The 14,932-nt window shown below is 65.7% G+C and carries 9 protein-coding genes; 8 read left to right on the forward strand and 1 reads right to left on the reverse strand.

The annotated features are described in order from the left end of the window. Window positions 1-86: 86 nt before the first annotated feature. From YWC_RS0109360 to YWC_RS0109370, 3 genes are all read left to right on the forward strand, one after another. Entirely contained in the window at window positions 87-2,990 is a 2,904-nt protein-coding gene (locus YWC_RS0109360; protein ID WP_027865124.1) for a TonB-dependent receptor, read from the forward strand. Between the two features lie 115 nt (window positions 2,991-3,105). After that, window positions 3,106-4,617: a tryptophan halogenase family protein gene (locus YWC_RS0109365; protein WP_027865125.1), complete on the forward strand. Its 1,512-nt coding sequence runs from the start codon at window positions 3,106-3,108 to the stop codon at window positions 4,615-4,617. Between the two features lie 158 nt (window positions 4,618-4,775). After that, on the forward strand, window positions 4,776-6,548 hold the full coding sequence (locus YWC_RS0109370) for a DEAD/DEAH box helicase (RefSeq protein WP_027865126.1): 1,773 nt from the start codon (window positions 4,776-4,778) through the stop codon (window positions 6,546-6,548). Window positions 6,549-6,613: 65 nt separating this feature from the next. Here the strand turns inward: YWC_RS0109370 and YWC_RS0109375 are convergent, their stop codons facing one another. Next, complete coding sequence (locus tag YWC_RS0109375; RefSeq protein WP_036213905.1) at window positions 6,614-7,480, reverse strand: alpha/beta hydrolase; 867 nt, start codon at window positions 7,478-7,480, stop codon at window positions 6,614-6,616. 213 nt (window positions 7,481-7,693) lie between these two features. On the opposite strand from YWC_RS0109375, the gene YWC_RS0109380 reads away from it, so the two are divergent. From YWC_RS0109380 to YWC_RS0109400, 5 genes are all read left to right on the forward strand, one after another. Continuing rightward, window positions 7,694-9,031, forward strand: a complete 1,338-nt coding sequence (locus YWC_RS0109380) for an MFS transporter (RefSeq protein WP_027865128.1) — start codon at window positions 7,694-7,696, stop codon at window positions 9,029-9,031. A gap of 101 nt (window positions 9,032-9,132) precedes the next feature. Then, entirely contained in the window at window positions 9,133-10,776 is a 1,644-nt protein-coding gene (locus YWC_RS0109385; protein ID WP_027865129.1) for an alpha-D-glucose phosphate-specific phosphoglucomutase, read from the forward strand. A 25-nt stretch (window positions 10,777-10,801) separates the two neighbouring features. After that, window positions 10,802-12,481, forward strand: coding sequence for an alpha-amylase family glycosyl hydrolase (locus YWC_RS0109390; protein WP_027865130.1), 1,680 nt, complete (start codon window positions 10,802-10,804; stop codon window positions 12,479-12,481). A 91-nt stretch (window positions 12,482-12,572) separates the two neighbouring features. Then, window positions 12,573-13,766 carry a PAS domain-containing sensor histidine kinase gene (locus tag YWC_RS28915; protein ID WP_051306355.1) on the forward strand — a complete coding sequence of 398 codons (1,194 nt, stop codon included), beginning with the start codon at window positions 12,573-12,575 and terminating at the stop codon, window positions 13,764-13,766. 77 nt (window positions 13,767-13,843) lie between these two features. Further along, window positions 13,844-14,860, forward strand: coding sequence for an alpha/beta fold hydrolase (locus tag YWC_RS0109400; protein WP_156923587.1), 1,017 nt, complete (start codon window positions 13,844-13,846; stop codon window positions 14,858-14,860). Window positions 14,861-14,932 lie beyond the last annotated feature (72 nt).

A 14,932-nucleotide genomic window follows, 5' to 3' on the forward strand; every position in this document is an offset into this window, starting at 1 on the left:
AAAAACGTTTGCTTGAGGCTGGCGTGCAGCTGCCTGTCGCGCTGTAGTTTCGGGAAAAAATTATTGTGTCTTTATTGAGGGGACAAATGAATATCTTCGCAACCAAGCGCGCTGGTGAGCCGGCCCGCCTTGCATTCCAGCTGAGCCCGGTTGCCGCCGGCTGCGCAGTCTTCCTGTCCGTCTTCGCGGGCAGCGCCTACGCGCAATCGACCGCGCAGGACAACACCACCACGACCACCAGCGCCACGTCGAGCGTTGCCACCCAGCCGAATTCGGCCGAGCAGGCAGCTACCGCCGCCGAGCCGACCCCTGCGGGCGCCACCGCGAACGTCCAGCCGGGCGTCGCCACCGTGCAGGTGACCGGTATCCGCCGCGGTATCGAAGCGGCGATTTCGATCAAGAAGAATTCCACCTCGATCGTCGAAGCCGTTTCGGCCGAAGACATCGGCAAGCTGCCGGACCAGAGCGTCGCCGAATCGATCTCGCGCCTGCCGGGCGTCTCGGCCCAGCGCGGCCGCAGCTCGGGCAAGGCATCGGACATTTCGGTGCGCGGCCTGTCGCCGAGCTTCAACGGCACCCTGCTGAACGGCCGCGAAATGGCCTCGACCGGCAATGCCCGTTCGCCCGAGTTCGACCTGTTCCCGGCCGAACTGATGGGTTCCATCGTCATCTACAAGACCCCGGACGCCAGCGTCGTCGGCCAGGGCCTGGCCTCGACCATCGACCTGCGCACCGTGCAGCCGCTGGACTTCGGCAAGCGCACCGTTGCCGTCAGCTACAAGAAGAGCCGCCTCGGCGTGAAACAGCGCGACGGCCTGCCGGAAGGCGACGGCAAGCGCGCCACCCTGTCGTACATCGACCAGTTCGCGAACCGCACCATCGGCGTGGCAGTGGGCTTCACCCGCTACGAGGAAATGGGCGGCGGCCAGTCGAAGTTCAATTCCTGGGGTACCGCCGACATGACCTACAACGGCGCCACCGTCAAGGTCCCGAACGGCTTCGGCTACGACACCGAGCAGAACATGCACAACCGCGACGGCGCCTTCGCCTCGCTGCAGTACCGTCCGAACAAGAACTTCAAGTCGACCGTCGACGTGTTCTACTCGGCAGGCGAGACCGGCCTGAAGAAGACCGGTTTCGAAGCCGGCGTGGCCGGCAACGCCGGCGGCGCCTACGAGCTGCCGCACGTGCTGAGCCAGGCTACCGTGGCCAATGGCGTCGCCACCAGCGGCACCATCACCAACTGGAAGGGCGTGGTGCGTAATCACTACGAAGGCGCGGAAGACGACCTGAAGACCATCGGCTGGAACAACGAGCTGAAATTCGGCGAGTGGACCACGATGGCCGACCTGACCTGGTCGAAGGCCACCAAGCTGGGTTCGCGCTACGAGACCACCGCCGGCACCCTGCCGAACCAGCAGGATTCGCTGCGCTACACCGGCTTCAACGGCGCCAACGTCACCGAGGTGAAGTACACCCCGGGCCTGAACTACGCCGACCGTGGCGCGGTCAAGCTGACCGACACCATGGGCTGGTCGGGCGGCGCGGCGTCGCCGCAGGCAGGCTACCTCGGCCAGCCTTACGTCGAGGACGAAGTCAAGGCGCTGCGCCTGTCCGCCAAGAAGGCGGTCGAGTGGGGCCCAGTGGTCGGCACCACCTACGGCTTCAACCTCACCATGCGCGACAAGGAGCGTACCGGCCAGGACGGCCGCCTGATGATCATCGGCGGCAACCCGAACGGCGCCGCGGACGTGCCGGGCAGCGACGTCGCCCAGGCCGGCGCCTCGGGCTTCAACGTGGTGTCGTGGAACCCGGTCGGCTCGCTCGGTACCGTGTATGAACTGGCACCGAAGGTCGACGCCGACATCCTGAACAAGTGGTGGGACGTCAAGGAACGCATCTGGACCGGCTACGCCATGGGCGACCTGGAAGGTGAACTGTTCGGCCTGCCGTACCGCGGTAACGCCGGCATCCAGGCGATCTACTCGGACCAGACCGGTGGCGGCTACCAGGTCGACAGCGGCCGTTGCAAGGGCAATACCCCGACCTCCTGCCCGGGCATGCGCGTTACCGACAGCTCCACCTACTGGGACTTCCTGCCTAGCCTGAACCTGTCCTTCGACCTGAAGAACGAGCAGAAAGTGCGCGTCGGCCTGGCCAAGGTCGTCTCGCGCGCCAACCTGGACGACCTGCGCGCCGGCCAGAACGTCACGCTCAGCAACCAGCAGGGCGTCTCGGTCCTGACCAGCAGCGGCGGTAACCCGCAGCTCAAGCCGTTCCGCGCCAAGGCCTTCGACCTGTCGTACGAAAAGTACTTCGGCAACAAGGGTTATGTCAGCGCTGCCGTCTTCTACAAGAAGCTCGACACCTACATCTTCCGCATGGCGCGCGACTACGACTTCGCGCAGACCATTTCGCCGGAAACCACCCTGCCGCCGGGCGGCGGGACCATCGGCCGCTTCACCCAGCCGATGAACGGCGATGGCGGCAACCTGTACGGTTACGAGCTGGCGATCAACCTGCCGTTCTCGATGGCGAGCCAGTACCTGGACGGCTTCGGCGTGATGCTGAACCACTCGGATACCAAGAGCAGCATCGACCTGCCGCGCGAAGGCTTCGCCAACGTGACGGGCAGCGCGATCAGCATCCCGCTGCCGGGCCTGTCGCGCAAGGTCAGCAACCTGCGCCTGTACTACGAGAAGAACGGCTTCCAGATCGCTGCCGCGGCGCGCAAGCGTTCGAGCTTCCTGGGCCAGGTGTCGGATTACCAGGACAATGCGCAGCTGACCTTCATCAAGGGCGAGACCGTGGTCGACCTGCAGGCGTCGTATGAAATCCAGAGCGGCTGGCTGAAGGGCGTGAGCCTGTTCGCCCAGGCGCAGAACTGGAACAACGCACCGTTCCTGGAGTTCACCGACGACGAGAACAACCCGACCAACCGCGTCGACTACGGCCGTACCTACCACTTCGGCGCCAGCTACAAGTTCTAAGCTGAGCTGAACTGAGGTACAGTATCAACCCCTGCCGGGCTAGCGCTCGCCAGGGGTTGTTTTTCGTAGGGTGGGCGGGTTCTCCGCCCACCCTGCAAAACCCTGGGTATCTCACATGCACACTGAACCAATCAAGGACATCGTCATCGTCGGCGGCGGCACCGCCGGCTGGATGACCGCGGCCGCGCTGTCCACCGTCCTCAACGGCCGCTACAACATCCGCCTCGTCGAATCGGACGAGATCGGCATCGTCGGCGTCGGCGAAGCGACCATTCCGATGATCCAGCGCTTCAACCGCGTGCTCGGCATCGACGAGAACGAATTCATGCGCGAGACCCAGGGCAGCTTCAAGCTGGGGATCGAGTTCGTCAACTGGGGCAAGCTCGGCGACCGCTACATGCACGGCTTCGGGCGCCTCGGCCAGGACCTGGCCACGCTGCCCTTCGACCAGTACTGGAACAAGATGCGCCGCGCGGGCAAGGCCGCGCCGCTCGAGGAATACTCGATCACGCGGATGGCCTCGAAAGCCAGCAAGTTCATGCCGCCGCGCTTCGACGTGCCGAATTCGCCGCTGCGCGACATCGGCTACGCCTACCACTTCGACGCCAGCCTGTACGCGAAATTCCTGCGCAAGCTGTCGGAGTCGCGCGGCGTGGTGCGCATCGAAGGCAAGATCACGCGCGCCACGCTGCGCGAGCCGGACGGCCACGTCGACGCGGTCGAGCTGGAGAACGGCACCCGGGTGGAGGGCGAGCTGTTCATCGACTGCTCGGGCTTCCGCGGCCTGCTGATCGAACAGACCCTGCAGACCGGCTATGAGGACTGGACCCACTGGCTGCCGGCCGACCGCGCGCTGGCCGTGCCCTGCGAATCGGCACCCGTCATCACGCCGTATACCCGTTCGACCGCGCACAAGTCGGGCTGGCAGTGGCGCATCCCGCTGCAGCACCGCACCGGCAACGGTCACGTGTACTGCAGCCGCTTCATCAGCGACGACGAGGCCGCAGCTACCTTGCTGTCCAATCTGGATGGCCGGGCGCTGGCCGAGCCGCGCCTGATCCGCTTCCAGACCGGCATGCGCAAGCTGGCCTGGAACCGCAACGTGGTGGCCCTGGGGCTGTCGAGCGGCTTCCTCGAGCCCCTGGAGTCGACCAGCATCCACCTGATCCAGTCCGGCATCCAGCGCCTGCTCGACTTCTTCCCGGACCGCGGCTGGAGCGCGATCGACCGCGACGAATACAACCGCCAGTCGCGCTTCGACTACGAGCGCATCCGCGACTTCATCATCCTGCACTACCACCTGAACCAGCGCACCGATTCGGAATACTGGAAGGAGTGCGCGAACATGGCGATTCCCGACACGCTGCGCCACAAGATGGCCATGTACCGCTCGCACGGCCGCGTGGTCCGGGTCGACAACGAGCTGTTCTCGGAAGTCGGCTGGATCCAGGTCTTCGAAGGGCAGAACATGCCGATCGACGGCTACCACCCGCTGGCCGACGCACAGTCGGAAGAGGATATTGCCGAGTACCTGGAGAGCGTACGCGACGTGATCGCCAAGTGCGTCGACGTCATGCCGACCCACAACGAGTACATCGCCAGGATGTGCGCAGCCAAGAAAATGTAGCGCTTACCCTGTATCATTCGCGGCCCCATGCGTGAAGGCGCATGGGGCCGCCGTTTTTTTTCCACTTGGTAAAAAAACAGCCCCGTTCCGAATAGTGCCCGCCCTCGCTGCGCGAGAGAGTAAACTGCGGCTTCAGTATCAACTTTGAAAGTTTTGCCATGTCTGACACCCCCCTCCCGACTTTTGCCGATCTCGACCTGTCCGCGCCCGTATTGAAGGCGTTGAAGGACGTCGGCTACGAAACGCCATCGCCGATCCAGGCCGCGACCATTCCGCTGCTGCTGGCCAACCGTGACGTCCTCGGGCAGGCCCAGACCGGCACCGGCAAGACCGCCGCTTTCGCACTGCCGATCCTGTCGCGCATCGACATCAAGCAGGCCGTGCCCCAGGCGCTGGTGCTGGCGCCGACGCGCGAGCTGGCGATCCAGGTGGCCGAAGCCTTCCAGAGCTACGCCGCCCACATCAAGGGCTTCCACGTGTTGCCGATCTACGGCGGCCAGAGCTACGGCCCGCAGTTGTCGGCCCTGCGCCGCGGCGTGCACGTGGTCGTGGCCACCCCGGGCCGCGTGATCGACCACATCGAAAAGGGTTCGCTCGACCTGTCCCAGCTGAAAACGCTGGTGCTGGACGAAGCGGACGAGATGCTGCGCATGGGCTTCATCGACGACGTCGAGCACATCCTGCAGCAGACCCCGCCGGAGCGCCAGACCACGCTGTTCTCGGCCACCATGCCGCCGGCGATCAAGCGCATCGCCAAGACCTACCTGCGCGATCCGCAGGAAATCACGGTCGCCGCCAAGACCGGCACCGCCGCCAACATCACCCAGCGCTACTGGCTGGTGGCGGGCATGCAGAAGCTCGACGCGCTGACCCGCATCCTGGAAGCGGAACCTTTCGACGGCATGATCGTGTTCGCGCGCACCAAGCTCGGCACCGAGGAGCTGGCGACCAGGCTGCAGGCGCGCGGCTTCGCGGCGGTCGCCATCAACGGCGACATGGCCCAGCAGGCGCGCGAACGCACCATCGAGCAGCTCAAGAACGGCAAGATCGACATCCTGGTGGCGACCGACGTCGCCGCGCGCGGCCTCGACGTCGAGCGCATCAGTCACGTGGTCAACTACGACGTGCCCTCGGACCCGGAGAGCTACACCCACCGCATCGGCCGCACCGGCCGCGCCGGCCGCAGCGGCGAGGCGATCCTGTTCATCACGCCGCGCGAGCGCGGCCTGCTGAAGGCGATCGAGCGCGCCACGCGCCAGCCGGTGGCGCCGCTGCAGCTGCCGACCGTGAAGGCGGTCAACGACGTGCGCATCGCGAAATTCAAGGAGCAGATCGCGGCCACCCTGGCCGAGGGCGGGCTGGAGGTGTTCCGCTCGCTGATCGAGGAATACGAGCGCGAACAGAACGTGCCGGCGGTGGACATCGCCGCCGCGCTGGCCAAGCTGGCGCGCGGCGACCAGCCGCTGCTGCTGGAAAAGCCGGACCGCGAGGCGCGTCCGGAGCGCGCCGACTTCGTGCCGCGCGAGCAAGTTGCGTGGGAAGACCGTCCGGCGCGTCCTGTGCGTGAACCGCGCGAACCGGCATTCAAGAAGGAGCGCGTGGTGCGCGAGGCGGAACCGGGCATGGCGACCTTCCGCATCGAAGTCGGCCACCAGCACGGCGTCAAGCCGGGCAACATCGTCGGCGCCATCGCCAACGAGGCCGACATGCCGGCCAAGTACATGGGCCGCATCGAGATCTACGACGACTACAGCACCATCGACCTGCCGGACGACATGACGCAGGAACTGATCGACCACCTCAAGACCGTGTGGGTGGCCGGCCAGCAGCTGAACATGACGCGCGACGGGCTGGAAGCGCCGATCGCCGCGGCGCCGAAGAAGAAGTTCTTCAAGAAGGACGCGGGCAAGAAGCCGCATCGCAAGGGTTAAGATTCACCCGTACCGTGGGCGGCTTGTGATCTGGTCCACTGGACCAGATCACTCCACGGTATGTATTACGTTTTATCCGGCGCGAACATCCACAACAGCGCCTCGCGCAACTCTCCCGCCCAGAACGCCTCGTTGTGCTCCGCCCCCGGCACGATCTTCAAGACCGTGTTGGCCGCCGGATGCCCGGTCTTCTTCACCACCTCCGCCATGCGCTTGACGTCCGCATTCATCTGCGGCCCTTCCTTCTCGCCCATCAGCAGGAACACGCGCGCATCCTTGGGCACCGGCTTGGCGGCCACGAAGTCGAAGGAGGGCTGCGCGGTCCAGTAGGCCGGCGAGAACACGCCCGCCTTGCTGAACACCTGCGGATACTGCACCAGCGCGTAGTGCGACGCCAGGCCGCCCATCGAGCTGCCCATGATCGCGGTATGCTCGCGACCGGGCAGGGTGCGGTACTGCTTGTCGATCATCGGCTTGACGGTCTTGACGATGAAATCGGTATATTCGCGGCCTTCGCCCTTGCCGATCCGCTCGTTGTCCCAGGCGTTCAGCTCCGTCATGCGCTTTTCCTGGCCGTTGTCGATGCCGACCACGATCATTTCCAGCTTGCCTTCCCTGGCCAGCGCGTCGAGGGTCTCGTCCACCTTCCACTCGCCCGCGTAGGCGGTGGCATTGTCGAACAGGTTCTGGCCGTCGTGCATGTACAGCACCGGATAGCGTTTCTTGCTGGTGGCATAGCCCGGCGGCAGGTAGAGGCGCAGCTGGCGCTTGCGCTCCAGTCCCGGCATCGCGAGCGGCTCGCCCAGCAGGCTCACGCCGGGCAGGGCGGTCGACACCTTCTGGGCATCGGCGGGCTTGTCGGCGGCAAGCGCAGGGGCGCCGAGCGCAGCGGCCAGCAGGAGGGGAAGGGTAGTGCGGCGAACAAAGGACATGCGCTAGTCTCCGTGAGGTTTTATTCTGTTGTTTGACTACAGAGCTGCACTCTGCGAGCACCTCTGTTGTGCCGATTCTACTATGACAGCTCTTCGATTGACACTCGGAAATCGCCATGTTATTTTGCTACAGCTACCTGTAGGTCGGCCTGATGTGGGCTGCCTGCATCACACGAGAGCCCGCTCAGGTCCGGGCCGTCATTGGGGACACACATGGATATGCAAACCGCGGCCATCAAGCCGCGCCTGTCGTTCTGGCAGCTCTGGAACATGAGCTTCGGCTTCTTCGGCATCCAGTTCGGCTTCGCACTGCAGAACGCCAACACCAGCCGCATCTTTTCGACGCTGGGCGCCGACCCCGACAACCTGGCCCTGTACTGGCTGGCCGCGCCGGTGACCGGCCTGCTGGTGCAGCCGATCATCGGCTACCTGAGCGACAATACCTGGCACCCGAAATGGGGACGCCGCCGCCCGTTCTTCTTCATCGGCGCCGTGCTGGCCGCCATCGCGCTGTTCCTGATGCCGAATTCCGCCGCGCTGTGGATGGCCGTGGCCGTGCTGTGGATGATGGATGCCGCCATCAACGTCTCGATGGAACCGTTCCGCGCCTTCGTCGGCGACAAGCTGGACGCCTCGCAGCAGACCGCGGGCTATGCGATGCAGACCTTCTTCATCGGCTGCGGCGCGGTGATCGCGTCCCTGCTGCCGGTGTTCTTCGAATCGATGGGCGTGTCCAACGAAGCGGTGGGCGGGATGATTCCCGAGACCGTGCGCTATTCCTTCTATGCCGGCGGCGCCATCTTCTTCCTGGCCGTGCTGTGGACCGTGGTGAGCGCCGACGAACTGCCGCCGCCCGACATGGACGCCTTCAACGCCGAGCGCAAGCATTCCCGCAGCGTTGGCGTGGCCGTCAAGGAGATCCTCGGCGGCTTCGCCAAGATGCCGAAGACCATGGTGCAGCTGGCCTTCGTGCAGTTCTTCACCTGGATCGCGCTGTTCGCGATGTGGATCTACACCGGCTCGGCGATCGCCGACAACGTCTGGGGCACCACCGATGCGCAATCCTCGAACTTCCAGGCCGCCGGCAGCTTCGTCGGCGTGATGTTCGCGGTGTACAGCGGGGTGTCGGCGCTGGCCGCCTTCCTGCTGCCGGTGTTCGCGCGGGCTACCAGCCGCAAGACCGTGCACGCGACCTGCCTGGCGATCGGCGGCCTGAGCCTGGCCAGCCTGGTCCTGATCACCGACAAGAACATGCTGATGCTGCCGATGATCGGCGTCGGCCTGGCCTGGGCCTCGATCCTGACCATGCCCTACGCGATCCTGGCGGGTTCGCTGCCGGCCAAGCGCATGGGTTACTTCATGGGCCTGTTCAACTTCTTCGTCGTGATTCCGCAGATCGTCAGCGGCCTGCTGCTGGGCGGCGTGACCAAGCACTTCTTCGGCGGCCACACCGTCATGACGGTGGCGCTGGGCGGCGCCAGCATGCTGCTCGCGGCCGTGCTGACCCTGTTCGTGACCGACCGCGCAGCCCCGGTCAAGGCCGCGATCTGAGTCGCCGCGAGGCTTGCGCCAATGATTCCGCGCCTGTCGTATCGTAACGTTTTATCAACATCAGTGGATGTTGCAATTCGTTATAACGACAGGAGCGAAGCATGACCATCCAGACCGTCCCGACCACGCCGTTCGCCGGACAGCGGCCCGGCACCTCGGGCCTGCGCAAGAAGGTGACCGAGTTCCAGCAAGCCGGCTACCTCGAGAATTTTGTTGAAGCAATCTTCCTGACCCTGGGCGAGGGCCCGGGGCGTACCCTGGTCGTCGGCGGCGACGGCCGCTATTTCAACCGCGAAGCGATCCAGACCATCCTGCGCATGGCGGCCGCCCACGGCATCGCCCGCTGCCTGGTGGGGCGCGGCGGCATCCTGTCCACCCCGGCGGTGAGCTGCGTGATCCGCAAGCACGGGGCCTTCGGCGGCATCGTGCTCTCGGCCAGCCACAATCCCGGCGGCCCGGACGGCGACTTCGGCATCAAGTACAACATCGAGAACGGCGGCCCGGCGCCCGAGAAGATCACCGAGGCGATCTTCGCCCACACCCAGGCGGTGAGGTCCTACCGCATCAGCGACGCCGCCGCGGTCGACCTCGACCAGCCGGGACGCACCCGATTGGAACACATGGTGGTCGAGGTCATCGACCCGGTGGCCGACTACAGCGAATTGATGGCGCGCCTGTTCGACTTCGAGGCGATCCGCGCGCTGTTCAACCGCGGTTTCCGGATGCGCTTCGACGCCATGCACGCGGTCTCCGGTCCCTACGCGAAAGCCATCATCGAAGGCATGCTGGGCGCGCCAGTCGGCACCGTGGTCAACTGCGATCCGCTGGAAGACTTCGGCGGCGGCCATCCGGACCCCAACCCGGTCAACGCGGCCGACCTGATCGCCCACATGAACGGTCTTGATGCGCCCGACTTCGGCGCTGCCTCGGACGGCGACGGCGACCGCAACATGATCGTCGGCCGCGGCCTGGCGGTGACCCCGTCGGACAGCCTGGCCATCATCGCCGCCAACGCCACCGTGGCGCCCGGCTACGCCAAGGGCATCACCGGCATCGCGCGCTCCATGCCCACTTCGCAGGCGGCCGACCGCGTGGCGGAAAGCCTGGGCATTTCCTGCTTCGAGACCCCGACCGGCTGGAAGTACTTCGGCAACCTGATGGACGCCAACCTGGTCACGCTGTGCGGCGAAGAAAGCTATGGCACCGGTTCGCACCACATCCGCGAAAAGGACGGCCTGTGGGCCGTGCTGTTCTGGCTGAACCTGCTTGCCGCGCGCAAGGATTCGGCAAATGCGTCCGTGAACGAGATCGTGCGCGAACACTGGGCGCGCTTCGGCCGGAACTACTATTCGCGCCACGACTACGAAGCGGTCGACGCCGCCGCCGCGGACAGCCTGATGGCGGCGCTGCGCGCGAAGCTGCCGGACCTGGCCGGCCGGACGCTGGGGAGCTTTCGCGTGGCCGAGGCCGACGACTTCGTCTACAACGACCCGGTCGACGGTTCGGTGGCGACGCGCCAGGGCATCCGCATCATCATGGCGGACGGCTCGCGCATCGTGCTGCGCCTGTCCGGCACCGGCACCGAAGGCGCGACCATCCGCCTCTACCTCGAACGCTACGAGGCCGACCCCGCACGCCACGAACTCGACACCCAGCAAGCGCTTTCCGAACTGATCGCCATCGCCGACAGCGTGGCGGAACTGCGCCAGCGCACCGGCCGGGAGCAACCGACCGTGATTACCTGACCCACCACCAACCCCAGGAACCCGCATGAAACTTCCCGTCCTTGCCGCCTCCATGCTGCTCGCCTTTGGCGTCGCTACCCAAGCGGCCGCACAGACTACCGCCAGCCAGCCGGCCGGCAAGCCCTTCGTCTGGGAGAACGCCACCGTCTACTTCCTGCTGACGGACCGCTTCAACAACGGCGACAAGGCGAACGACCTGGCATACGGCCGCAAGGCCGATGCGGCCAAGCTGCGCGGTTTCATGGGCGGCGACCTGGCCGGCATCACGGCGAAAATCAAGGACGGCTACTTCAAGGAGCTCGGCGTGAACGCGATCTGGCTCACGCCCCCGGTCGAGCAGATCCATGGGCCGACCGACGAGGGCACCGGCCTGTCCTATGGCTTCCACGGCTACTGGGCCAAGGATTTCACCGCCGTGGACGCCAACCTGGGCACCGAGAAGGACTTCCGCAACTTTGTCGAGACCGCGCACGCCAACGGCATCCGCGTGATCCTCGACGTGGTGATGAACCATACCGGCCCGGTCACCGCGCAGGACCCGGTCTGGCCCAAGGACTGGGTGCGCACGGGGCCGAAATGCGCCTACAAGGACGCGCCGACCACGGTCGACTGCACGCTGGTGGACAACCTGCCGGACTTCCTCACCGCCAGCCGCGCCAACGTGGCGCTGCCGCCGCACCTGGTGGCGAAGTGGAAGAAGGAAGGGCGCTACGAGCGCGAGGTGAAGGAGCTGGACGACTTCTTCAAGCGCACCGGCTATCCGCGTGCGCCACGCTACTACCTCATCAAGTGGCATGCCGACTGGGTGCGCAAGTACGGCGTGGACGGCTTCCGCGCCGACACCGTCAAGCATACCGAGCCGGACGTGTGGAAGGAACTCAAGCAGGAAGCCAGCCTGGCCTATGAAGAATGGAAGCGCGCCAACCCGTCCAAGCGCCTCGGCAACCTGCCTTTCTTCATGACCTCGGAGGTCTACAACTATTCGATCCACCACGGCCGCAGCTTCGACATGGGCGGCAAGGTCACGGTCGACTGGCTTGCCAACGGCTTCGACAACATGATCAACTTCAGCATGAAGTCCGACGCGGCCAAGGGCTACGAACAGCTGTTCTCGGATTATTCGAAGGCGCTGCACGGCCCGATGAAGGGCTATGGGGTGCTGAACTACATCAGCTCGCACGACGACGGCAGCCCCTTCGACCCGGCGCGCCAGCGCCCGATCGAATCGGCCAACAAGCTGCTGCTGGCGCCGGGCTCGGCCCAGATCTACTACGGCGACGAGACCGCGCGCCTGCTCAACATCGAAGGCGCCGAAGGCGACGCCAAGCTGCGCTCCTTCATGAACTGGGACGAGCTGGCAGCGAATGCGCAGCGCGGCGCCCACCGGGTGGCCGAGGTACGCGAGCACTGGGCCAAGCTGGGCCGCTTCCGCGCCGCCCACCCTGCCGTCGGCGCCGGCGTGCACCAGATGCTGGCCTCCAGCCCCTACACCTTCAAGCGCACCTGGCAGAAGGATGGCGTGACCGACCGCGTGGTGGTCGCGCTCGACCTGCCGAAGGACAAGGCGGTGCCGATTCCGGTCGCCGGCGTGTTCAACGACGGCCAGACGGTGCGCGACTGGTACTCGGGCAAGACCGCGGTAGTAACTGGAGGCAAGGTGCAGTTCCCAGTGGCAGCGCCGGTCGCCCTGATCGCGCAGGACTGAGCCCGCCGCGTCACAAGCCGCCACGGCCATGCCGTGCGCGGCTTGCGTCCCGATACAATGGTGTCCGAGACAATAAAGCTTTGACGTCGACATGACCGACACCGGACCCCTGTATTGGAAGCGCGAAGACGCCGACGCGCTGCACACCCTGCTGCTGGAAAAGACCCGCCAGTACGGCATCATGTTCTACGATGCCGAGCGGCGCATCACGGGCTGGAACTCGGGCGCCGAGTTCATCACCGGCTGGACGGCGCCCGACGTGCTGGGCCAGTCCACCGCCATGCTGTTCGTTCCCGAAGACCGCGCGCGCCGGCTCGACGAGCACGAGGCCAGTACGGCCGCGCTGGTCGGGGTTGGCGAAGACGAGCGCTGGCACATGCGGCGCGACGGCTCCTGGTTCTGGTCGAGCGGCGTCAGCCTGCCGCTGCACCGCGAAGGAGGGCGGGTGACGGGCTTCGTCAAGATCTTCCGCGACGCCACCCACCTGCGCGTGCGCACCCGCTATCTCGAGAACGAACTGAAGGCTTCCAGCGAACGCGAATCCAGGCGCGACGTCTTCCTGGGGACCATCGCGCACGAGATGCGCAATCCGCTCTCGCCGCTCAAGACCGCGGTCCAGCTGATGCGCATGCAGGTGGGTGACGCTACCGCCCTGGACCGGCCCCTGCAGGTGATGGAGCGCCAGCTCGGCCTGCTCGAGCGCCTGGTCGAAGACCTGGTCGACGTCGCCCGGGTCAGTTCGGGAAAGATGAGCATCAACTACGAGCGGGTCGAATACCAGGCCCTGCTGAACGACGCGGTGGACGGCTGCGCCACCGCCGCGCAGTTCAAGGGGATCGCGATCCACCGCAGCTTTCCGCCCCTGCCGATCGAGGTCGAGGTGGACGCGCGCCGGATGCAGCAGGTGTTCGTCAACCTGCTCAACAACGCGGTCAAGTTCACCCCGCAGGGTGGCAACGTGTGGCTGACGGCCACCGTCGACCAGACCCACTTCATCTGCTACCTGAAGGACAGCGGCAAGGGCATCGAGCCGGACATGCTGCCCAAGATCTTCGACGTGTTCACCCAGGCCGAGAGCGGGCGCGCCGACCGCGGCGCCGGTCTGGGCATCGGCCTGGCGCTGGTGAAGGAGATCGTCGCGCTGCACCAGGGGACGGTCGAGGTGCGCAGCGAAGGGGCGGGCAAGGGCAGCGAATTCACGGTGCGCATTCCATTGCGCCGGCCGGACGCGGAGCAGGGCCGGCGCGAGCGGCCCGAGCAGCCGGAACTGCCCGGCAAGCCCTGAGACCTTAAGGCGGATGTCAGGTTGGCGTCGTGTGTTTCCGCTATTCTTGCCCTTCCGTTAACCGAGCCTATTCCATCATGCCTGTACTGACACGCTTGTCCGGCGCGCTGCTGTGCGCCGCATTCACCCTCGCTCTGCCCGTCGCCGCCCAGCCTGCCGCCGAGCCGGCCTATGGCCCCGAGCTGGAAGGCTTCGACTATCCGTATCCGGTCCAGCGCTACCAATTCACCTCGCAGGGCGTGAAGCTGCAGATGGCCTACATGGACGTCAAGCCGGCCAAGCCGAACGGCCGCACGGTGGTGCTCATGCACGGCAAGAACTTCTGCGGCGCGACCTGGGAAGGCACGATCAAGGAGTTGAGCGGGGCCGGCTACCGCGTGGTGGCGCCCGACCAGGTGGGCTTCTGCAAGTCCACCAAGCCCGCCCACTACCAGTACAGCTTCCAGCAGTTGGCCCAGAACACGCATGCGCTGCTCGCATCGATCGGCGTGAAGAACACCATCGTCATGGGCCACTCGACCGGCGGCATGCTGGCGGTGCGCTACGGCCTGATGTACCCGCAGCAGTCCGAGCAACTGGTGCTGGTGAATCCGATCGGCCTGGAGGACTGGAAGGCCGTGGGCGTGCCCTCGCTGGGCGTGGACAAGTGGTACGAGCGCGAGCTGCAGACCACGGCCGAGCGCATCCGCAACTACGAGAAATCGACCTATTACGTGAATACCTGGAAGCCGGAATACGAGCCCTGGGTGCAGATGCTGGCGGGGATGTACCGCGGGCCGGGCAAGCAGATCGTTGCCTGGAACTCGGCGCTGCTGTACGACATGATCTACACGCAGCCGGTGGTGTATGAATTCCCGCATTTGACCATGCCGGTGCTGCTGCTGATCGGCCTGAAGGACACCACCGCGATCGGCAAGGATGCCGCGCCGGCGGAGATCCGCCCGAAGCTCGGCAATTATCCGGAACTGGCCAGGCAGACCGCGAAGAGCATTCCGAAGGCGACCTTGGTCAGTTTCCCGGACATGGGACATGCGCCGCAGATGCAGGATCCGGCGCGTTTTCACCGCGAGCTGCTGAAGGGCTTGGTGCGCTGAGCTAGGTTGACTTTCGTAGGGTGGACGGCTTCGCCGTCCGCGCGTCCAACACACGTGTGATTGTCCACGGCG

The sequence above is a fragment of the Massilia alkalitolerans DSM 17462 genome, assembly GCF_000427785.1.
GTDB classification, from domain to species: Bacteria; Pseudomonadota; Gammaproteobacteria; order Burkholderiales; family Burkholderiaceae_D; genus Telluria; species Telluria alkalitolerans.

Bases quoted from the DNA above. Each gene is read 5' to 3' on its own strand.
- YWC_RS0109360 (WP_027865124.1), top strand. From the start codon at position 87: ATGAATATCTTCGCAACCAAGCGCGCTGGTGAGCCGGCCCGCCTTGCA.
- YWC_RS0109365 (WP_027865125.1), top strand. From the start codon at position 3,106: ATGCACACTGAACCAATCAAGGACATCGTCATCGTCGGCGGCGGCACC.
- YWC_RS0109370 (WP_027865126.1), top strand. From the start codon at position 4,776: ATGTCTGACACCCCCCTCCCGACTTTTGCCGATCTCGACCTGTCCGCG.
- YWC_RS0109375 (WP_036213905.1), bottom strand. From the start codon at position 7,480: ATGTCCTTTGTTCGCCGCACTACCCTTCCCCTCCTGCTGGCCGCTGCG.
- YWC_RS0109380 (WP_027865128.1), top strand. From the start codon at position 7,694: ATGGATATGCAAACCGCGGCCATCAAGCCGCGCCTGTCGTTCTGGCAG.
- YWC_RS0109385 (WP_027865129.1), top strand. From the start codon at position 9,133: ATGACCATCCAGACCGTCCCGACCACGCCGTTCGCCGGACAGCGGCCC.
- YWC_RS0109390 (WP_027865130.1), top strand. From the start codon at position 10,802: ATGAAACTTCCCGTCCTTGCCGCCTCCATGCTGCTCGCCTTTGGCGTC.
- YWC_RS28915 (WP_051306355.1), top strand. From the start codon at position 12,573: ATGACCGACACCGGACCCCTGTATTGGAAGCGCGAAGACGCCGACGCG.
- YWC_RS0109400 (WP_156923587.1), top strand. From the start codon at position 13,844: ATGCCTGTACTGACACGCTTGTCCGGCGCGCTGCTGTGCGCCGCATTC.